Origin of the sequence: Streptomyces sp. NPDC002669 (assembly GCF_042889165.1) — a bacterium.
Lineage (GTDB): Bacteria > Actinomycetota > Actinomycetes > Streptomycetales > Streptomycetaceae > Streptomyces.
In genome coordinates this window covers 15,147-32,843 of the sequence record NZ_JBIAQQ010000039.1, presented here as the reverse complement: position 1 = coordinate 32,843, position 17,697 = coordinate 15,147, and the positions used below count along the sequence as shown (strand labels likewise).

The window sequence follows — 17,697 nt, the reverse complement described above, 5'->3', positions numbered from 1 at the left end:
TCGCCTTCATCGTGCTCGTCCTGGCCGTCGTCCTCCCAGCAGCACACCGTGCATATCTCGTGAGCGCCACGGGCCCCCAAGGGCAGGCAGCCACAGCAGGGACATGCGCAGGGGCCGTTCTCAGGGCAAAGAACGATGTTGAACCACTGGGGAACCGGGTTGCTGTCTTCGCTGGTCACCGGATGACAAATACCAGTGCCCGCCGACATCGCGTGACCGCAGCCGCTCGCAACAGCAGCAGAGGTTGAACGACAAGTTCAGGACCTGTTTCTGAACCTGATGTTTGTGCAGGGCGGATACACAACAACCGTTGGTGGCGTAACCGCCCTGGACACGGGTCGGGTGCAGCTTCAGGTCAGGGGACGAGGACGGTGAGAGAAGTACTGGTGAGCTGGAACCCGAGCTTCTCGTAAAGGTGACGGGCGGGGTTGGTGTCACTCACCACCAGCCCGATCTCTGTGAGGCCGCTGGCTGCGGCGTCTGCCAGCATCCGGCGAAGGAGCGTGGCGCCAAGGCCGGCATAGCAGGGGTCTGGTTGGCGGAAGACTGTTGCGATCCATGGGAGGCCATCACGGTTCGTGACGATGACTCCGCCGATCACGCGGTCTGTCTCATCAACCGCCAGGGTGCTGCAGGGCATGACTGGGCCCAGCACTTGGCCGGCCAGCAGCGGGGCGAGCTGTGTGTCGAGGGCCTGCTCATCGCTTCCGTGGTAGTGATCCGGGTGTTCGGGAGAGAAAGCAGCGCGCCATGCTGGAAACAGGTGGTGGGCCTGACGAGTGCAGGGAGCGAATTGGAGCCCCTCAGGGAGGCTGTCGTTCGACCACTCAAGAAGGGGGGTGTTCGAGATCAGGTTGCGGTGCATGCTGTGGGCGTGGCGCATGATGCTTGCACCGTGCCGGATCAGTTGGTCGCCAAGTTCTACGGATCCTGAGACCGCCCAGCCGGGCATCTTGGTGAGGATGGAGGGCACGGGATCGGGGCCCACCACCTCGGCCAGGTCGGCCCAGGGATGGCCGTCGCGAGTGCCTTGGATGTAGGTCAGCACTGGCAGCCCGTCGGCGCCGGTGAGGGTCTGACGTTGTTCATCGTGAAGCGTCACTTATGAGTGCCTATCAGTAGCAAAATCGTTTTCAGTCGGCCCATGATCTGGTGTCTGACGGGGGTGTGCAAGGGAATACAACTGCTCTACTCAGCAGCTGACGACGACTTCTTCACCCCTGGAGGGGTTGGGCCGGGCCGGGTGAGTCGGCGGGGCATGAGGGTGATGGCTGCCCAGGTGATCAGGGTTCCGGAGTGCTGGATGAGCCGTTCGTAGTCGCGAGCGTGTCGGCGGACGTGCATCATCCAGGCGATGCTGCGTTCGACGACCCAGTGGCGGGGCAGGACGACGAAGCCGGAGGTGCTTTTCGGGAGGCTGATGGTCATGGCCGTCAGGTTGAGGTGCTTCTTTGCCCAGGTCACGAGTTTGCCTGCATATGCGAAGGCCTGACTCTGGTGCGGGCAGCGCAACAGCCCTTCGAACCGTGCCGGCCGAACCGAGGAGCAAGGAGAACACATGGCTACGTACGAGACCGAGATTCACACCGGCGGCGGAGGGTGGCAGTCGGACGAGCCGCTCACGCTTTCCCCGGCCAACCGCGGAGAGGTCGTTCCTGCGGACGGCGCTCCCGCCACCGGTACGACCGTCACCTGGTCCAGCGACGCGGGAAACGGCAGCGTCAACTTCTTCGACGGGGGCAGCTCGTTCCAGGGGACAGCCCAGTTCCCGGGCGAGGGGCCGGTGGGCTACCGGGGGACACGGACCGAGTGACCCGCTGATCCGGCTCAGCGCGGGCCCTGCCGGGCGCCCCGGGCAGGGCCCATACGCGTCTTCGCCCCCCGTCCGAGCCCTGCGCCGCCGCCAGCGGACCTTCCATTCTCCCCGCCATACCACTCGGGCCTCGCCGGGGCGGCCCCGGACCGTGACCGCCACCGGGACGACGCGCTTCGGGTCCTCGACCACCACCGCACCGTCAGGTACACCGCCGTCGGCCAGTACGGCCGCCTGGGCGCGGGCCGCGGTCAGGACCTGCCCGGCCACGCAGTCCTGCAGCCGGGAGAGACAGGCGGTGAACTTCACCTCCGCCCATGCACTCCCGAGCCGCCCGTCTCATCGATGTCGCGCAGGTCGGTATTGAGGAGTAGGTGTTCGCCTACAACCACCGCAGGCCGCACCAGCCGCTGGACATGGCGACCCCGGTCTCCAGGTTCCGCCCCGTGCCGATGCCCGCGGCGCCCATGCCCCTCCGACCGATCACAGCCCGCCGCTTCCGTGCCCGCTGTCCGCGTAGCCGTCCGTGTCCGTGCAGGTCACCAACCGATTTCGTCCGGATCGAAGCCCACGACGACGGCGGCGAGCCAGAAGAGCATGATGAAGACCGCGCAGACGATTTGCCAGACGAGGTGGAAGACGTCCGTGCCGGGCCTCGGGCCGAGGACGGGGCGGACACCGCGCTGCGGGTCGATGGTCATCAGGTACTTCTTCCCGGTCTCCAACTCCCTAACTTCCGTGGACAGTTCAATCTGTTGTGAGCTTCCCGGGAGGGAGACGGCGTAGGTGTACGTGCCAGGGGTGCCGTCTCTCGGGTTGGGGAGGGTGAAGCCGGTCTCCTCCTGTACGAGGCCGTAGACCTCCCGACCCCGGTCGTGCAGGACGTTGGAGGCAAGATATTCCATGTGCGCCGCGCAGAAGAACATGGCCGCGATCGCGGCCAGCAGCCCCCACGAGGCTCCGATCTCGGCACCCCGGCGCGCGAAAGCGACACCACAGCCCACGACGACGCCGGCTCCCACGACCAGAAAGAACCCCCACATGCCGGCCCCGGTGTAGAGGACATGCCCGAGGAGCATGAGCAGCCACAGCGTCAGCAGCCCGACAGCCATCCCGACCACAATGCCCGCACACAGCCGACCACTCGGAACCCGTATTCCACGCCTGGGCATGGGAGACCTCCTCTACTCCCTCGACACACCAATTCGGCCCACGCTGCTCCCACGGACTCATGATTTCCGGCCGGGAGTCCAGATTTTATGAGCTGTGCCCGGACCGGGCGACGGCCACCCCAGGGAAGATTGAAAAGCCCTGGACTGACAACGTGTGTGTGAAGGGATGCTGATGACTACCACCGGGCAGGCGACCGGCCCCGGCATGAGACGGGTGCTGGGACGGATGGCGCGGTGCGCCTTGTCATACGTCCTGTTGCACCTGGCCGTCTGGACCGTCATTGCGCTGGTGGTCCCGGACTCCACCTTCCTCGGTGGCATGCAGGTCGGCCTGCTGATGCTGGCCTTCACCGGCATCCCCACGGTGCTCCTGGCGATTGTGGCTGGACTGGCCCACCAGCATATGGAAGTCGTCCTGTTTCGGGTCCTGCTGGGCTTCCCCATGGTGCTCTTTGCGTTTCCGCTCATAGGGGCGGCCACGGCCGAGCCGCTGGTGCTTCAGGTTATGGCTCAGGCGGCCTTTGCGGCGTGGCTGATGCCAACGCCGCTCGTCCCGGAAAACTGGAAGGGAAAACCGTAACGGGCCCATGAGACAACTGGTGCTCCGGCGGGGAACTCCTCCGGGGTACCGGTCATGACCGGCTTGAGCGGTCTGGGCGTCGTGAGGTTCCCCGAGGTGCGGGGACAGGTGACAGAAGGTCGGATGGGTCTCATGAGAGGAGCCCGGATGATGCCTGCGCCGAGGAAGTACCTGCTGGAGTTGCGTGGGCGTGGGGTCCGGACGTACCGGACCGCCGAGCCGAAGCCCGTGATTTGCCGCATGGCCGAGGAACTCGGGGTGCATCACGAGCCCCTGCGTAGCTGGATCCGCCAGGCCGGGGCCGACGCCGGCGAACGTGACGACATGCTCATCACCGCCGAGCGGGAGGAACTTGCCGCCTGCGCAAGGAGAATGCCCGGCCCAAGTGTGCGGATGAGGTTTTGCGGACGGCCTCGGCTTTTTCGCGGCCCAGCTCGCCCCGGCCCGGCCGGGTGACGGCGTTCGTTGACGAGCACCCGCATCTGGGGGGGGCGAGCCCGTACGCCGGGAACTGAACATCCCCTCCTCCACCCACTAGCGGTGGCGCCGGGCCGAGGAGGAATCCTGCGAACGGCGCCGCCAGGACGCAGAACTGCCCGGCCAGATCCGCCAGGCCCACGAGGACTCCGGCGGGACCTACGGCTCGCCCCGCGTGCATGTCGGCCTCAAGCGCGAGGGCGTCCATGTCCGACGCAAACGTGACGAACGGCTCATGTGCGAAGCCGGTCTCGTCGGCATCAGCCCCGCAAGACCAAGGGGTTCACCCGCGCGACCGGGATGCCGCACTCACACTGGACCTGGTGCAGCGCGACTTCACCGCGAGAGCGTCGAACCGGCTGTGGGTCGTTGGCCTCACCATGATTCCGACCCTGGAAGGACAGCTCTGGCTGTCGGCGATCCGGGGCGCCTTCTCTCTCCGGGCGGTGGCCTGGGTAACCTCCGCCCACGCGGACGCCGACCTGGTTCTCACTTCGCTCGAGCACGCCCTGGCCGGCCAGGCAGCGACCGAACCAGTGAACCGGAAACCACGTCAACTCGCCCTGACCAGCTGGTCAACCACTCCCGCCCAGCGGGGAACCTCTATGGCGAGGCGGGCTTCGGCAAGTCCCTGTCGGTCAACACGCCCCTGCGCGGGCTGGAACCCGACGAGGAAGTGCGCCGGATCGCGTTCCGCTCACGCCCTGCCGGCCGCGCGGTATGCCACGAGACCTTCGCCGGTCGACCGCACGCGTCCGAGCAGCAAGCACTACCTGATCGTCGACCGGCCCGGCCCCCCTTGGCCATCTCGCTGACCAGCGGAAACCGTTACGACCTCACTCAGCTGATGCCCCTGCTGGACGCGATGCCCCGCATCCGCGGGGTCCGCGGGCGGCTGAGGCACCGGCCGGATCGGCTGTTCGCGGGCCGCGGCTACGACAAGTACCGCCGTCTTCTCCGGACCCGCGGCATCACACCGAAGATCGCCCACAAGGGCACAGTCAGTCCATGGATCCGGCCTGGGGAAGACCCGCCGGGTCGTCGAGCGCACATTCGCGCGGCTCCACCAGTTCAAGCGGCTCCGGAGCCGCTACGAGATACGGGCCGGCCTCCACCTCGGACTGCTTCGAAGCGGCGGACCGGTCGGCCGCGCCGCCGCTTCGCATCCCACTGCGCGAAAGGGTCTGGCCAAAAATACCCCCCACGTATAGCCTGCGTCCCACATCACTGAAATATCAGTGATGTTCCAAGGTTCGCGCGGCAGTGCATGGCGTGGACTCGGGCTGCTCCTCGTACTCCGAAGTCATCCTCCCCAGAGGTCGCACATGAAGAAGTCACTGAGAATCAGCGGCGCAGTGGTCGTGGCCACCGCCCTCGTCGCGCTCACCGCCTGTTCCGGTGGGACCGGAGCGGACTCCGCGAACCGGGCGAAACCGTTCGGAGGCTGCGAGGTCACCAAGAACCCCCAGATCCACGAGATGAAGACGAGGAAGGCGGGCGAACTCACCGTCGCCGCCTCGCTGCCCTTCCCCGCGGGATACCGGGGCAACACGTTGGAAACCGTCGACGGCGGCTACATGTACTGCCTCGACGCGGAGATCGCCAACCGGGCGGGCATCAAGAAGATCACCCTGGTCAACGCTTCCTTCGAGGCGCTGGTGACGGCCAAGACGTCGAACTTCGACTTCGCCGTGTGGGACATCCTCGTCACTCCGGAGCGGCGCAAGGCCGTCGACTTCTCCACCCCTTACAACACCTACGAGACCGGCGTCCTCGCCAAGAGCGGTTCCAGCCTCTCCCGCTCCACCATCAAGAACTCGACCGTCGGCGTGCTGGCCGGATCGCTCCAGCTGAAGTTTGCCAATGACACCCTGAAACCCAAGCAGGTCCGAGTGTTCAGCTCCAACGACGACCTCTTCAACGCCGTGCTCGCCGGCCAGGTCGACGCCGCGCTGAACGACACCGCGACCGTCATGCCCCGCGCCGCCGAGTCCGGCGGCAAGCTCAAGGTCATAGGCAGATACCCCATCGGCGGTGACGTTGCCCCGCTGTTCCCCAAGGGATCGCCGAACGTCGAGGTGGTGGACAAGATCCTCGCCGACATGGAGAAGGACGGCACCTTGAAGTCGATCATGGACAAGTGGCTCAACCCGATCCTCGGCGGCGACCCGCACGCGCTCCCCGACTGGAGTGCCTGACCATGGACGCCCGAACGCTTCACAAGGACTCCACCGACAGACCCGCCCCGGACGAAGGGGGTCTCGTCCCGACTCGTCCGCTGCGTACCTCGGGGTATCTCGGCGGGGCAGCGGTCCTTGCCCTGCTGACCGTTGTGCTGTGCCACCAGTTCGTCGGAACTCTCACCTCCGGACAGACCCCTCGGCTGGTGTTCGGAGCCGCGCTGCCGGCGGCCGTCCTCGGTGGCCCGCTCCTGCTGGCCCACCGGCGCCACAAGCTCTCGGACAAGGAGTGGGAGGCCAAGCGCTACACCGAGTCGCGGATTGAGGCCGCCCGTTCCAGGAACGCATCGGTCTCCTCATTGGGCCTGACGGGTTTCGTCGCCGTCGTGGCGGTCACCGGCCTGCTCGTCTTCACCAACGACGGGGCGGTGCAGAAGACCTTCTTCAACATGTCGTTCATGACGAAGAGCCTGGGAGACATCTTCAAGGCTCTCGTCATCAACATCGAGATCGCCGTCGGCGCACAGATCCTGGCCATGCTCTTCGGACTGGTTCTCGCCGTGGCACGCCTACTGCCGGGCAAGGGCTTCTGGCCGGTTCGGGTGCTGGCGATCACGTACATCGACGTACTCCGCGGCATTCCGTCCGTGGTGCTGATCTACCTGGTCTGTTTCGGCCTTCCCCTGACCGAGGTGCCCGTGCTCAGCGAGGGCGATCCGATCGTCTACGCCATCGCGGCCCTGGCGCTCACCTACAGCGCCTACAACGCCGAGCTCTACCGCGCCGGCATGGAGTCCATCAACCAGGGGCAGACCTCGGCGGCGCTCTCCATGGGCCTCTCGCAGCCGGACGTCCTCAGGTTCGTCATCCTGCCGCAGATGTCACGGAACATCGCCGCCCCCATGCTCAGCCAGTTCATCGGATTGCAGAAGGACACGGCGCTGGTCATCGTCGTCGGCATCATCGACGCCTTCAGCCAGGCGAAGATCTACTCCGCCAACGACTTCAACCTCTCCGCAGTGACCGCCGTGTGCTTCGTCTTCGTTCTCGTCACCATCCCGCAGACCCGCTTCGTCGACTACCTGCTGGCCCGCTCCGGGACAAAGCTGAAGAGAGCCTGAACCATGCCGACAACCGCACATGTGGCCCTGGAACAGGTCACCAAGAAATACGGCGCCACCACAGTCCTCGACCGTGTCGATCTCGCCGTCGAACGCAATGAGGTCGTCACCCTCATCGGTGCGTCCGGGTCCGGGAAATCGACCCTCCTGCGCTGCGTCAACGGACTCGAACCGATCCAGGGCGGACAGATCTCGCTCAACGGCGACGTCGTCTCCGGCGACGGGGTCGACCTGGTCAGGCTGCGCCGCAGGGTCGGCATCGTGTTCCAGAGCTTCAACCTCTTCCCGCACATGACAGTTCTGCGGAACTGCACCCTCACACCCGTCCGCGCCGGGGTGGCGTCGAAGGCCCAGGCGGAGGCCGACGCACGCGTCATGCTCGAACGCGTGGGGCTCAAGGACAAGGCGGACGCCTACCCCGAGCAGCTCTCGGGCGGACAGCAGCAGCGGGTGGCGATAGCACGAGCCATGCTGATGCGCCCCGAGGTCCTGCTGCTGGACGAGATCACCTCGGCCCTGGACCCGGAGCTGGTGATCGAGGTGCTCAACCTGGTCAGGGAACTGGCCGCCGATGGCATCACGATGATGATGACCACCCACGAGCTGCCCTTCGCCAGGGAGATCTCGTCCCAGCTCTGCTTCCTGCACAAGGGAATCATCCTCGAACAGGGGCCGCCCGAGCAGATCTTCAACGAACCACGCACGCCCGAACTGAAGACGTTCCTCCGCCGGATCCACGAGGCGGGAAGGAACTAGAGCCTCCTGGTTGGACCATGCCGGGCTCGCGTGCCCAGTACTTCCCCGAGTTCTAGGCTCCGCCGGAGCAGGGGAGTTCCCCCGACCCCTCGTTTGTCCTGCGAACGCACGAACCGGGCCCCGCTCGCCGACCAGGCCTGACCCCGCCTAATCCGGACGAAAGGGCCCGGCCGTGCCCGGAGGACTCCCCACCGCATCCCGTTCGTACCCAGGTTTGCCCGACACACCTCATTCCGTACAGGAGTTGAAGATGACACAGCACTACGACGTGAAGAACTTCTTCAAGTACCTCGGCTACCCCGGCGGCGACCAGCCGTACTGGGCGCAGAACCTCCGGACACTCTCGGTCTACTGCCGGGGAGATGCCGCCAACCTCGCCGCCCTCCTGGAGCCGACGCCGTTCGAGCCGGCCGACGACCGGTTCGTCGTCCAGATCGCAGACTTCGGCAACGCGACGCCGGGGGCCTTCTACGACTCCGGAGTTGTCATCCCGGTCCGCTACAAAGACAGGACGGCGGTGACCTACTTCTTCGAGTTCGAGGACCAGCCCTGGAGTGTGGCCTTCGGACGCGAGGTCTGGGGCTACCCCAAACAGTACGCCGAGATCGAGCTGACGGACGACGAGAGCGGCGCCCGCGGGACGGTCACGCGAGCGGGTTCCCGAATCTTCCGCATCGCGATGTCGGCGCAGGAGGGGTACTCCGCTGATTCCTGGTCGGACATGCGCCTGTATCCCCACCTTCAGGTCCACGCGCTCCCCGAGGCGAACGGACCGGGTTTCAAAACCTTCGAGATCATTTCGCGCGACACCTCCAAGGACTTCGTCCTGGAGCGCAAGTCCTTCGGTCCTGCCGAGGTCGACCTGTCACCGGCTCTTGCCGTCAATGGCGTCGAGCTCAAGGTGGTGGACGTCCTCGGCGGGGAATACTCCGTCGGCGACTACGCCTGCACCGTCGAAAACGGCATATCCACAGTGATCGACGATCTGCTCGCAGACCCGGGGGCGGGCGGCCCCGCGCCCGTGGTGAACGCGTAGCCTGCTCACAGTCAACTGCCCAGGGCGCCAACGGACCTGCCGTTGGCGCCTCCCCCACAGAGAGGTCGTCCGGTGCGTTCTGTAAGAGTCGTCGGAGATTCAACGACCGACGGCGAGGCATCCGCTCCGAATCTGCTCAGTGCCTCGGCCTACAACGCTTTGTGTTCGAGCCTCGTGCGCTGCGAGATCATGCCCGGGGAACAGCTCAGCGAGTCGGAACTGCGCAGCAGCCTCGGCTTCGGAGCATCACCCATGCGCGAGGCGATCAGACGGCTCACCTTCGAGCGGCTCGTGGTGGTGTATCCCCGCAGCGGAACCTACGCCACCGACATCGCCCTCAAGAACTCCCGGTCCGTGACCGAGCTCAGGCTGGAACTCGAAGGGCTCGCCGCGACCCTGGCCTGTCGCCGGGGCTCGGACGCGGAGAAGCAGCACCTGCTGGCGCTCGCCGAGCAGCAGGCGGAGACCACCAACCTCCAGGAGTGCATCGACCTGGACGCCGCGTTCCACCGCGCGATGTACGCGATGACCCGTAACGAGGACCTTTCGGCCACCGCCGAGATCCACTTCAACCTCGCACTGCGGCAGTGGTACTTCTGCTCGAAGGTCGTGAAATCCCCCGGCGGCACTGCCGTCGACCACCGGCCGCTGGCCGAGGCCATCGTCCGGCAGGACACCGAGGCCGCTGCCGCACACATTCGCGAGCACGTACTGCACGACTCCCAGAAGGTCGTGCAGATCCTGACGGATTACGGGCTGTAGACAGGCCCCGTCCTGCCCGGCCCGCCACGAGGAGTGTTGTTCCATGCCGGCCGATCACACCACCTCCCCCTCGACCACGCCGTTCGGTTGCTTCTCACTGGCCGGGCAGACCGCCCTGGTCACGGGCGCCGCCGGCGGGCTGGGCCGTGCCCAGTGCCTCGCACTGGGCACGGCAGGCGCCCGAGTCATCGTCTCTGACCTCGACATCGAGGCCGCCGAGGAGACGTGCGCGGCACTCGAGAAGCACACAGTCGACTGTTCCCCGCTGGAACTCGACGCCGCGGAGCCGCGCAGTATCGACGCCGCGTTCGACAAGCTGGAGGCGCGTGGGGACAGCCCGGACATCCTGGTCAACAACGCGGGCGTCTCCCTGCGCAACAGCGCGCTGGAAGCCACGTTCGAAGAGTTCGACACCACGCTCACCGTCAATCTGCGCGGCACCTACTTCACCGCGCAACGCGCCGCCCGCGCCATGCGGAAGCGCGGGGGCGGACGAATCGTCAACATCGCTTCCATCGGGGGCCTCGTGGTCGACGGCGAACGTTCCTCCGTGTACGACGCGTCCAAGGCCGCCGTTGTCCAGGTCACCAAGAACATGGCATATGAATGGGGGCGCCACGGCATCAGGGTCAATGCCATCGCACCCGGTTACATGCGGACCGCCATGACCACCGACCTCCTGCCCGATCGGACGGAGGAGAACCGGCTCGTGGCCACCCACATCCCGCTCGGGCGCATCGGTGAGCCCGGTGATCTCGGCGGCGCCGTGGTCTACCTGGCTTCCGCGGCATCCGCGTACGTGACCGGCCACACGCTGACAGTCGACGGCGGCTGGGTGGTGTCGCTGTAGCAGGACACCGCAGGCGCGCCGTCAGCTGGAGCGACGGCGACCAGGACGGGACCGGGATCCCGGCCGAGGCGCCGACCGGCGGGGAGAGGTTCTGCGCACTGGCGCGGGCGCGGTTGCTGGACGAGCCGGGCTGGCAGGCCGACGCGTTGGCACCGCGAGTGGTGGGCGGCGACGAGCACGCCATGCGCCGAGGTCGTGTCCACGAGACTGTGCTGGTCGACGCCGAAACCCGCAGACCAGTGCACCTGCTGTCCGCCCGTGGGGCGACCACCGCTGCCACATGGCTCGGCAAAAGCGCCAGGACCGAGGTGGTCTGCCGGCTTCGCCGACCGGGCCGGCACCGGAGCGCCCACCGCGGTGCAGGCCGTAGACCGCTTCCATCTCTGGCGCAGCTTCGGCGAGGGGCGAGCGATCGTGTCCCGCCACGGCCCTGTCTGCGAGCGCTATTCGCCCTGCCTGGTTCCGAGGCCACGCCGGCGCTGGGTTCTCGAAGCCGGTGCCTCGCCCTGGCTAAAGATGGTGATCGGTGCCGTTTTGTCAGTGGGTTGGTGGGTTTCCTGGCTGGTGGTGTGGGGTGCTGGTTCTGGCAGTGGATGCCGATGAGTGACTGTCGTTTTTTGCGGGGTGTGGTGGTCGGTTTGCTGCTGATCGCTATCAGGGCGGGGCCCGACCACGAGTACGATCAGGAGCACGGAGCCGACCCCGCGCCCGCGGCTGCTCCCCGCCGAGCGGATCGATCACGGTGCACTCCTGGGCCCTGACGCCGAGCAACTGCCCGCCCGATAGGGCCGGGCGGATCCACCCCGGCCTGGGTTCTCCTGTGACATCCCTTGGACCCTGGAACAAGTCGGCGCGGTTTTCTCGACGAATCAGGCGTCCCCCCTCCCTCAGATCCGCCGCACCTACTCGCCGCGAGGGCGGACTCCGCTCCGGTGGCACCGCCTGAACCGGAAGCCATCGATGGCCGGGGCCTTGGGTTACCACTCCACCGGCCCTCATCGCGGGGCGTGCCTGTGCTTCCGCCTCAAGCCCGGCAGCTACGACACCGCCGGACTCATCGAGGTCCTGGAGCAGATGAAGGCGTTCTACAGCGGCGAGCGAGTGGTCCTGGCCCGGGACGGCCTGTCCGCCCACTGGAGCCGGGCGATGCGGGCCTGGGGCACCGAACAGGACCGGATCACCCTGGAACGATGACCCGCCTACGCTCTCGAGCTGAACCCGGTGGAACTGCTGTGGTCCTCGCTCAAGAAGCGTGAACTCGCCAACCTCGCCGGCGACCACCTCGCCGATGTCGCCGACGCCACCGGGCAAGGAATCCACCGCAGCAACGCCAACCCCGACTGCCATGGTCATTCCTCGCCCGTACGGGCCTGACCATCCACCCACCACACCCACCGAACTTACGAAAAGATCAGTAGTCCAGAGGTGGTCATCGTGCCGCCCCTCGGCAAGGGCCGGCGGCATCTTCGAGCGCGGCCTGTAAAGCAGCGGCCTCCGTCGTCCACACCCCTGAGGCCGGGCAGATGCGCCAGTGGGGGCAAGGTCCCTGAGAGCGTCGATTCGGTGGAATGGCCGGATGGGCATCCTCGTCAAGCACGCGGGTACCGGCCGCGTCCCACTCGGCGGTGGTTCCCAGCGGGACAACTCGTCCTTGACCGGTTGTGCACTGTCGTGCCAACCCCTGGGCGCAGGAGGTCAACGAGGGCGGTCGGGTCGCTCATAGCTTGAGGAAGTGCCGCGCTGCGAGGCGGCGGGCACGTTACCGATTGCTTCGAGAGGACACCTCATGTTCGACATCAACAAGGTGCAGGCCGCCCCGAGCAAGGATCTGCTCACGCCCGACAACTCGGTCATGCTCTTCGTGGACCACCAGCCGCAGATGTTCTTCGGCACCGGCAGCGGTGACCGTGCCGCGATCATCAACAGCACCGTCGGTCTCGCCAAGGCGGCCAAGGCGTTCGGCGTTCCGGCCGTCCTGACCACGGTCGCCGCCGAGTCGTTCTCCGGGCCCCTGCTGCCGCAGCTCGCCGAGGTGTTCCCCAAGAACGAGATCATCGACCGCACCACCATGAACGCCTGGGAGGACGAGGCGCTCGTCGCGGCGGTCAAGGCGACCGGACGCAAGAAGATCATCCTGTCCGGTCTGTGGACCGAGGTCTGCCTGGTGCTGCCCGCGCTCTCCGCGCTTGAGCAGGGCTACGAGGTGTACGTCGTGACCGACGCCTCCGGGGGCGTCAGCCCGGCCGCCCACGAGCACGCGCTGCAGCGGATGATCGCCGCCGGCGCCGTCCCGGTGACCTGGGTCCAGGTCCTCCTGGAGCTCCAGCGCGACTGGGCGCGCCAGGAGACGTACGGCGCCGTCATGGAGATCGTCAAGGCCCACGCGGGCGCGTACGGCCTGGGTGTCGTGTACGCGCAGTCGGTCATCGGCGCGCACGCGGCCGGCTGACCCCTGTGGACACCGGCATTCTGATCCTGCGTCTGCTGGTGGGACTGCTCGTCGCAGGCCACGGTGTGCAGAAGGTCAGCCGGCACCTGGGCGGCAAGGGACTTGAGGGCGGTACCGAGGAGTTCCGTGGCGACGGCTTCCGCGGCGGTGCCCTCACCGCCCTGGCGGCGGGCGGCGGTCAGATCGGATCGGGCCTGCTGCTCGCCGCCGGCCTCCTGACCCCGCTCGCCGCGACGGGCGTTATCGGGGTCATGACGGTCGCGCTCACCGTGAAATGGCGCCACGGGCTCTGGGTGCAGAACGACGGATACGAGTACCCGCTCGTCCTCATCGGCACCGCCGCCGCCCTTGCCGCCACCGGCCCCGGCGCCTGGTCCCTCGATGCCGTCCTCGGCCTTATGCCTTACCCGCTGTGGTGGGCCGCCCTCGCGCTCGTGGCCGGGCTCGGCAGCGGACTCCTCACTCGGCTTGTCCTGCACCGGCCCCCCGCCGCCCCGGCGAGCGCCGAGCGCTGAGCGCGAGCAACGCAGACCGGGTCCGGCCGCCCGTGTACCCCCGACCGGGAGGCCGGACCCACCCACCCACTTCTCTCTGTACAGGAGCACCCGATGGACATCCTCACGAACCCGCACGGCGGCGGCCAGCCGCTGCTGCACCAGAAGGGCGCCGAGACCCAGACGTTCGGCACGCTCAAGCAGCTGCCGATCGGCCTCGGTCACGACACCCGCCTGTACGCCTGTCAGCGGCTGAACCACGTCCTCGCCGACACGCAGATCCTCTACTCCCTCTACAAGAAGCACCACTGGCTCATGCGCGGTGCGACCTTCTACTCGCTCCACTTGATGCTGGACAAGCACGCGGACGCCCAGCTCGCCATCGTGGACGCGCTGGCCGAGCGGGTCCAGAGCCTCGGCGGCGTCGCCGTCGGGGACCCGCGCCACGTCGCGGAGCTGACGTCGATCCCCCGGCCGCCGGACGGCGTCGAGCAGGTGCCCGTCATGCTGTCGCGGCTCCTCGACGCGCACGAGCGGATCCTGATCGACGCCCGCGACGCCGCCGCCCGGCTCTCCCACGAGGGCGACGAGGGCAGCGCCGACCTGCTCGTCTCCGACGTGATCCGTACTGGCGAGGCACAGGTGTGGTTCCTGGCCGAGCACCTCGTCGACACCCCCCTGGTGCACGGCTGATGGACACGTACGACGTCGTCGTGGTCGGCGGCGGTCCGGGTGGCGAGGTCGTCGCTGACCGCGCCGTCCGGTCCGGGCTGACCGCCGTCGTCGTCGAGGCCGAGGCGGTCGGCGGCGAGTGCTCCTACCACGCGTGCGTTCCGAGCAAGGCCCTGCTGCGACCCGCCGCCGTCATGGCCGCGACCCAGCGCCCGGTCGCCACCACCGCGCTGGAGGAGAAGTCCGGCGAGGCGGCCTGGAAGACGATCCCGTCCTGGGCACTGATCGCCACCGCCGACAAGAACATCCCGCCGGCCGCCCAACGGTGGATGGCCCAGCGCGCCGGCTCGCACATCACCGAAGTGGACGCGTCGCACGCCGTGGCCGTCTCCCGTCCTGGCGTGGTGACCCACGTGATCCTCGCCGCCGCGCGGGCGACCCGTTGAGCCCCCGACCCGCCCCTCCCGCACATCCCCAGAAGGAGAACCCCCTCATGAAGAACCGCCCGGTCCTTGAACCCGCCGCCCAGGCCTTTGCCGACGCCACCGACCAGCCGCCGTACCTCTACCAGATCCCTGTTGCCGAAGGCCGTAAGGCCGTGGACGGCGTCCAGAGCGGCGAGGGCGTTCTCCTGCCCGAGGTCGACGAGGAGTGGATCACCGTCCACGGCGGCCCGACCGGCGACGTCCGCGCCCGGATCGTCCGTCCCCGCGGGGCCACCGGCCCGCTGCCCGTCATCCTCTACATCCATGGTGCGGGCTGGGTCTTCGGCAACGCCCACACCCACGACCGGCTCGTCCGCGAACTCGCCGTCGGCACCGGGGCGGCCGTGGTGTTCCCCGAGTACGACCTCTCGCCCGAGGCGCGCTACCCCGTCGCGATCGAGCAGAACTACAGCGTTGCTCAGTGGATCGCCCGTGAGGGACACCACAAGGAGCTCGACGGCACGCGGATCGCCGTCGCGGGCGACTCGGTCGGCGGCAACATGGGCGCCGCCCTCACCCTCATGGCCAAGCAGCGCGGCGACGTGGCCCTCGTCCAGCAGGTCCTCTTCTACCCGGTCACGGACGCGAGCTTCGACACCGAGTCGTACCACCGGTTCGCCGAGGGCTTCTTCCTGCGCCGTGACGGCATGAAGTGGTTCTGGGACCAGTACACGACCGACGAGGCCGAGCGCGCCCGGATCACCGCATCCCCGCTGCGCGCCACCACCGACCAGCTGACCGGCCTGCCGCCCGCCCTGGTCATCACTGCCGAAGCCGATGTCCTGCGTGACGAGGGCGAGGCGTACGCGGCGAAGCTCCGCGCCGCCGGAGTCCCCGTCACGGCCCTGCGCGTACATGGGGTCATCCACGACTTCGTCATGCTGAACGCGCTGCGCGAGACGCAGGCTGCGGAACTCGCCATCGGTCTTGCCACCGCCACTCTCCGCAAGGCCTTCGCGTGACCGGGCCGTCGACGAGCATGCCGGTGGCGGGCCTCGTTCCCGCCCCGCGCCGGGAGCACGAGCACGCCGACCTCCTCGTTCGCAACGCCAAGGTGTTCACCGGTGACTCCGACCGCCCCGAGGCCCGCGCCGTCGCGATCCGCGACGGCCGGGTCGCGGCCCTCGGCGACGACCACGACCTCGCCCACCTCGTCGGGCCGGGAACGAAGGTTGTCGACGCTCTCGGCCGCCGGGTGATCCCCGGTCTCAACGACTCGCACCTTCACGTCATCCGGGGCGGCCTGAACTACGTCCTGGAGCTGCGCTGGGACGGCGTACGCAGCCTCCGACACGCCCTCGCGATGCTGCGCGAGCAGGCCGGCCGCACCCCCAAGGGGCAGTGGATCCGCGTCGTGGGCGGCTGGACCGCCGAACAGTTCGTCGAGCGCAGGATGCCGACCGTCGCGGAACTGAACGCCGCTGCCCCCGACACCCCGGTGTTCGTCCTGCACCTGTACCAGTCGGCGCTGATGAACCGGGCCGCCGTCAAGGCCGCCGGATTCACCCGGGAGACCCCCGACCCGCGCGGCGGGCAGATCGTCCGCGGCCGGAACGGCGAACCCAACGGCGTTCTCCTCGCCGCTCCAGGGGCCCTCATCCTGTACTCGACCCTGGCCAAGGCGCCGGCTCTCGACGAGGCCGACAAGCGGACATCGACCCGGCACTTCCTGCGCGAGCTCAACCGCTTCGGACTCACCTCGGCGGTCGACGCCGCCGGAGGGTTCCAGAACTTCCCCGACAACTACGCCACGGTCGTCGACCTGGCCAGGTCGGGGGAGCTGACCCTCCGGATCGCCTACCATCTGTTCCCGCAGACGGCCGGGCAGGAGCTCGCCGATCTGAAGCGCTGGACCGAGATGGTGAAGCCCGGGGAGGGGGACGAGTGGCTCCGGCTGAACGGCGCGGGAGAGAACCTGACCTGGGCCGCCGCCGACTTCGAGAACTTCTCCGAACCCCGGCCCGAGCTCGCCGCGGGCTACGAGACTGAATTCGAGAGCGCCGTACGGCTCCTGCTCGAGAACGGCTGGGGCTTCCGGCTCCATGCGACCTACGACGAGACGATCCGCCGCGACCTGGCGGTCTTCGAGAAGCTCGCGGCCGAAGGGCTCTTCCCCGGCGGCAACCGCTGGCTCTTCGACCACGCGGAGACCGTTTCCACCCAGAGCCTCGACCGGATAGCGGCCCTCGGCGGCGCCGTCTCCGTACAGAACCGGATGTCCTTCCAGGGCGCCGCGTTCCTCGACCGCTACGACGCCGAGGCCGCCGCCCACACCCCGCCGGTCAGGGCGATGCTCGACCGGGGGCTGACCGTGGCCGCCGGAACCGACGCCACCCGCGTCTCCTCGTACAACCCCTGGGTCGCCCTCCACTGGCTGGTGACCGGCCGGACCGTCGGCGGCACGGCCCTCTACCCGGCCGGGAACCTGATCGACCGGGAGACCGCCCTCGGCTTCTACACCCGGGGCGGAGCACAGCTCACCGGCGAGCAGGACGTCAAGGGAAGCCTGCGAGAGGGCTGCTACGGCGACCTCGCGATCCTGTCCGACGACTACCTCACTGTGCCCGAGGACGTCATTCCCGACATCGAGTCCGTCCTCACCGTCGTCGGCGGCCGCATCGTCTACGCGACCGCCGAGTACGAGGGACTGGACGAGGCCATCCCGCCGGTGGCCCCCGAGTGGAGTCCCGTCGCCCGCTTCGGCGGCTACCAGAGCGGCGCCCTCCAGGCGACGGCCGTGGCCGAGGCCGTGGCCGAGTCCGAACAGCACCGCCGGTGGCGCGTAGCGCGCGGATCCATTCCTGAGACGACACCGTCCTTCGTCGACCCCTGCTTCGAACACTGAAAGAG

The 17,697-nt window shown here is 67.9% G+C and carries 19 protein-coding genes and 4 pseudogenes; 19 read left to right on the top strand and 4 right to left on the bottom strand.

The window, feature by feature from the left end; translation table 11 throughout:
• Window positions 1-20 precede the first annotated feature (20 nt).
• From ACFYW1_RS35740 to ACFYW1_RS35730, 3 genes and pseudogenes are all read right to left on the bottom strand, one after another.
• A pseudogene (locus tag ACFYW1_RS35740) lies at window positions 21-209 on the bottom strand (CPCC family cysteine-rich protein); the annotation flags it as partial.
• 146 nt (window positions 210-355) lie between these two features.
• The gene (locus ACFYW1_RS35735) at window positions 356-1,102 is read right to left on the bottom strand and encodes a GNAT family N-acetyltransferase (RefSeq protein ID WP_389003140.1); all 747 of its coding nucleotides are present in this window, start codon (window positions 1,100-1,102) and stop codon (window positions 356-358) included.
• Between the two features lie 95 nt (window positions 1,103-1,197).
• Window positions 1,198-1,482: pseudogene (locus ACFYW1_RS35730) on the bottom strand (IS5/IS1182 family transposase); the annotation flags it as partial.
• A gap of 76 nt (window positions 1,483-1,558) precedes the next feature.
• Between ACFYW1_RS35730 and ACFYW1_RS35725 the strand changes: the two are divergent.
• Window positions 1,559-1,813, top strand: coding sequence for a hypothetical protein (locus tag ACFYW1_RS35725; protein WP_389003137.1), 255 nt, complete (start codon window positions 1,559-1,561; stop codon window positions 1,811-1,813).
• Between the two features lie 539 nt (window positions 1,814-2,352).
• On the opposite strand, the gene ACFYW1_RS35720 is transcribed toward ACFYW1_RS35725, so the two are convergent.
• Window positions 2,353-2,925: a hypothetical protein gene (locus ACFYW1_RS35720; protein ID WP_389003209.1), complete on the bottom strand. Its 573-nt coding sequence runs from the start codon at window positions 2,923-2,925 to the stop codon at window positions 2,353-2,355.
• Between the two features lie 232 nt (window positions 2,926-3,157).
• Here ACFYW1_RS35720 and ACFYW1_RS35715 point away from each other — a divergent pair, with 232 nt between their 5' ends.
• The 18 genes and pseudogenes from ACFYW1_RS35715 to ACFYW1_RS35630 all read left to right on the top strand — a co-directional run bounded on the left by ACFYW1_RS35715 (window position 3,158) and on the right by ACFYW1_RS35630 (window position 17,692).
• A complete protein-coding gene (locus ACFYW1_RS35715; RefSeq protein ID WP_389003134.1) occupies window positions 3,158-3,565 on the top strand; it encodes a hypothetical protein in 408 nt (135 codons plus the stop codon).
• Between the two features lie 54 nt (window positions 3,566-3,619).
• Window positions 3,620-4,021 carry a transposase gene (locus ACFYW1_RS35710; RefSeq protein WP_389003131.1) on the top strand — a complete coding sequence of 134 codons (402 nt, stop codon included), beginning with the start codon at window positions 3,620-3,622 and terminating at the stop codon, window positions 4,019-4,021.
• A 136-nt stretch (window positions 4,022-4,157) separates the two neighbouring features.
• Window positions 4,158-4,298: pseudogene (locus ACFYW1_RS35705) on the top strand (IS3 family transposase); the annotation flags it as partial.
• Window positions 4,299-4,773: 475 nt separating this feature from the next.
• Window positions 4,774-5,253: pseudogene (locus ACFYW1_RS35700) on the top strand (transposase); the annotation flags it as partial.
• Window positions 5,254-5,367: 114 nt separating this feature from the next.
• Entirely contained in the window at window positions 5,368-6,240 is an 873-nt protein-coding gene (locus tag ACFYW1_RS35695) for an ABC transporter substrate-binding protein (RefSeq protein ID WP_389003128.1), read from the top strand.
• Between the two features lie 2 nt (window positions 6,241-6,242).
• Window positions 6,243-7,343 (top strand): amino acid ABC transporter permease, encoded by a 1,101-nt coding sequence (locus ACFYW1_RS35690; protein ID WP_389003125.1) that lies wholly within the window; start codon window positions 6,243-6,245, stop codon window positions 7,341-7,343.
• A 3-nt stretch (window positions 7,344-7,346) separates the two neighbouring features.
• Window positions 7,347-8,099, top strand: a complete 753-nt coding sequence (locus tag ACFYW1_RS35685; protein WP_389003122.1) for an amino acid ABC transporter ATP-binding protein — start codon at window positions 7,347-7,349, stop codon at window positions 8,097-8,099.
• A gap of 250 nt (window positions 8,100-8,349) precedes the next feature.
• A complete protein-coding gene (locus tag ACFYW1_RS35680) occupies window positions 8,350-9,135 on the top strand; it encodes an acetoacetate decarboxylase family protein (protein WP_389003119.1) in 786 nt (261 codons plus the stop codon).
• Between the two features lie 72 nt (window positions 9,136-9,207).
• Complete coding sequence (locus tag ACFYW1_RS35675) at window positions 9,208-9,897, top strand: GntR family transcriptional regulator (RefSeq protein ID WP_389003116.1); 690 nt, start codon at window positions 9,208-9,210, stop codon at window positions 9,895-9,897.
• A gap of 43 nt (window positions 9,898-9,940) precedes the next feature.
• Window positions 9,941-10,747: an SDR family NAD(P)-dependent oxidoreductase gene (locus ACFYW1_RS35670; RefSeq protein WP_389003113.1), complete on the top strand. Its 807-nt coding sequence runs from the start codon at window positions 9,941-9,943 to the stop codon at window positions 10,745-10,747.
• A 960-nt stretch (window positions 10,748-11,707) separates the two neighbouring features.
• Window positions 11,708-11,941: a hypothetical protein gene (locus tag ACFYW1_RS35665; RefSeq protein WP_389003110.1), complete on the top strand. Its 234-nt coding sequence runs from the start codon at window positions 11,708-11,710 to the stop codon at window positions 11,939-11,941.
• A 27-nt stretch (window positions 11,942-11,968) separates the two neighbouring features.
• Window positions 11,969-12,121 carry a hypothetical protein gene (locus ACFYW1_RS35660; protein WP_389003107.1) on the top strand — a complete coding sequence of 51 codons (153 nt, stop codon included), beginning with the start codon at window positions 11,969-11,971 and terminating at the stop codon, window positions 12,119-12,121.
• Between the two features lie 412 nt (window positions 12,122-12,533).
• Window positions 12,534-13,196, top strand: coding sequence for a hydrolase (locus ACFYW1_RS35655; RefSeq protein ID WP_389003104.1), 663 nt, complete (start codon window positions 12,534-12,536; stop codon window positions 13,194-13,196).
• Between the two features lie 5 nt (window positions 13,197-13,201).
• Complete coding sequence (locus ACFYW1_RS35650) at window positions 13,202-13,711, top strand: DoxX family membrane protein (RefSeq protein ID WP_389003101.1); 510 nt, start codon at window positions 13,202-13,204, stop codon at window positions 13,709-13,711.
• A gap of 93 nt (window positions 13,712-13,804) precedes the next feature.
• Complete coding sequence (locus tag ACFYW1_RS35645) at window positions 13,805-14,383, top strand: Dps family protein (protein WP_389003098.1); 579 nt, start codon at window positions 13,805-13,807, stop codon at window positions 14,381-14,383.
• Window positions 14,383-14,808 (top strand): alpha/beta fold hydrolase, encoded by a 426-nt coding sequence (locus tag ACFYW1_RS35640; RefSeq protein ID WP_389003095.1) that lies wholly within the window; start codon window positions 14,383-14,385, stop codon window positions 14,806-14,808. Before ACFYW1_RS35645 ends, ACFYW1_RS35640 begins: the two co-directional genes overlap by 1 nt.
• 47 nt (window positions 14,809-14,855) lie before the next feature.
• On the top strand, window positions 14,856-15,809 hold the full coding sequence (locus ACFYW1_RS35635; RefSeq protein ID WP_389003092.1) for an alpha/beta hydrolase: 954 nt from the start codon (window positions 14,856-14,858) through the stop codon (window positions 15,807-15,809).
• 17 nt (window positions 15,810-15,826) lie between these two features.
• A complete protein-coding gene (locus tag ACFYW1_RS35630; protein ID WP_389003202.1) occupies window positions 15,827-17,692 on the top strand; it encodes an amidohydrolase in 1,866 nt (621 codons plus the stop codon).
• Window positions 17,693-17,697: the final 5 nt, after the last annotated feature.

What these genes read in the sequence shown, in the direction of transcription:
- ACFYW1_RS35690 (WP_389003125.1), top strand. Translation starts at nt 6,243, where the DNA reads ATGGACGCCCGAACGCTTCACAAGGACTCCACCGACAGACCCGCCCCG.
- ACFYW1_RS35725 (WP_389003137.1), top strand. Translation starts at nt 1,559, where the DNA reads ATGGCTACGTACGAGACCGAGATTCACACCGGCGGCGGAGGGTGGCAG.
- ACFYW1_RS35655 (WP_389003104.1), top strand. Translation starts at nt 12,534, where the DNA reads ATGTTCGACATCAACAAGGTGCAGGCCGCCCCGAGCAAGGATCTGCTC.
- ACFYW1_RS35680 (WP_389003119.1), top strand. Translation starts at nt 8,350, where the DNA reads ATGACACAGCACTACGACGTGAAGAACTTCTTCAAGTACCTCGGCTAC.
- ACFYW1_RS35665 (WP_389003110.1), top strand. Translation starts at nt 11,708, where the DNA reads ATGGCCGGGGCCTTGGGTTACCACTCCACCGGCCCTCATCGCGGGGCG.
- ACFYW1_RS35715 (WP_389003134.1), top strand. Translation starts at nt 3,158, where the DNA reads ATGACTACCACCGGGCAGGCGACCGGCCCCGGCATGAGACGGGTGCTG.
- ACFYW1_RS35695 (WP_389003128.1), top strand. Translation starts at nt 5,368, where the DNA reads ATGAAGAAGTCACTGAGAATCAGCGGCGCAGTGGTCGTGGCCACCGCC.
- ACFYW1_RS35635 (WP_389003092.1), top strand. Translation starts at nt 14,856, where the DNA reads ATGAAGAACCGCCCGGTCCTTGAACCCGCCGCCCAGGCCTTTGCCGAC.
- ACFYW1_RS35640 (WP_389003095.1), top strand. Translation starts at nt 14,383, where the DNA reads ATGGACACGTACGACGTCGTCGTGGTCGGCGGCGGTCCGGGTGGCGAG.
- ACFYW1_RS35630 (WP_389003202.1), top strand. Translation starts at nt 15,827, where the DNA reads ATGCCGGTGGCGGGCCTCGTTCCCGCCCCGCGCCGGGAGCACGAGCAC.
- ACFYW1_RS35720 (WP_389003209.1), bottom strand. Translation starts at nt 2,925, where the DNA reads ATGGCTGTCGGGCTGCTGACGCTGTGGCTGCTCATGCTCCTCGGGCAT.
- ACFYW1_RS35670 (WP_389003113.1), top strand. Translation starts at nt 9,941, where the DNA reads ATGCCGGCCGATCACACCACCTCCCCCTCGACCACGCCGTTCGGTTGC.
- ACFYW1_RS35710 (WP_389003131.1), top strand. Translation starts at nt 3,620, where the DNA reads ATGACCGGCTTGAGCGGTCTGGGCGTCGTGAGGTTCCCCGAGGTGCGG.
- ACFYW1_RS35645 (WP_389003098.1), top strand. Translation starts at nt 13,805, where the DNA reads ATGGACATCCTCACGAACCCGCACGGCGGCGGCCAGCCGCTGCTGCAC.
- ACFYW1_RS35685 (WP_389003122.1), top strand. Translation starts at nt 7,347, where the DNA reads ATGCCGACAACCGCACATGTGGCCCTGGAACAGGTCACCAAGAAATAC.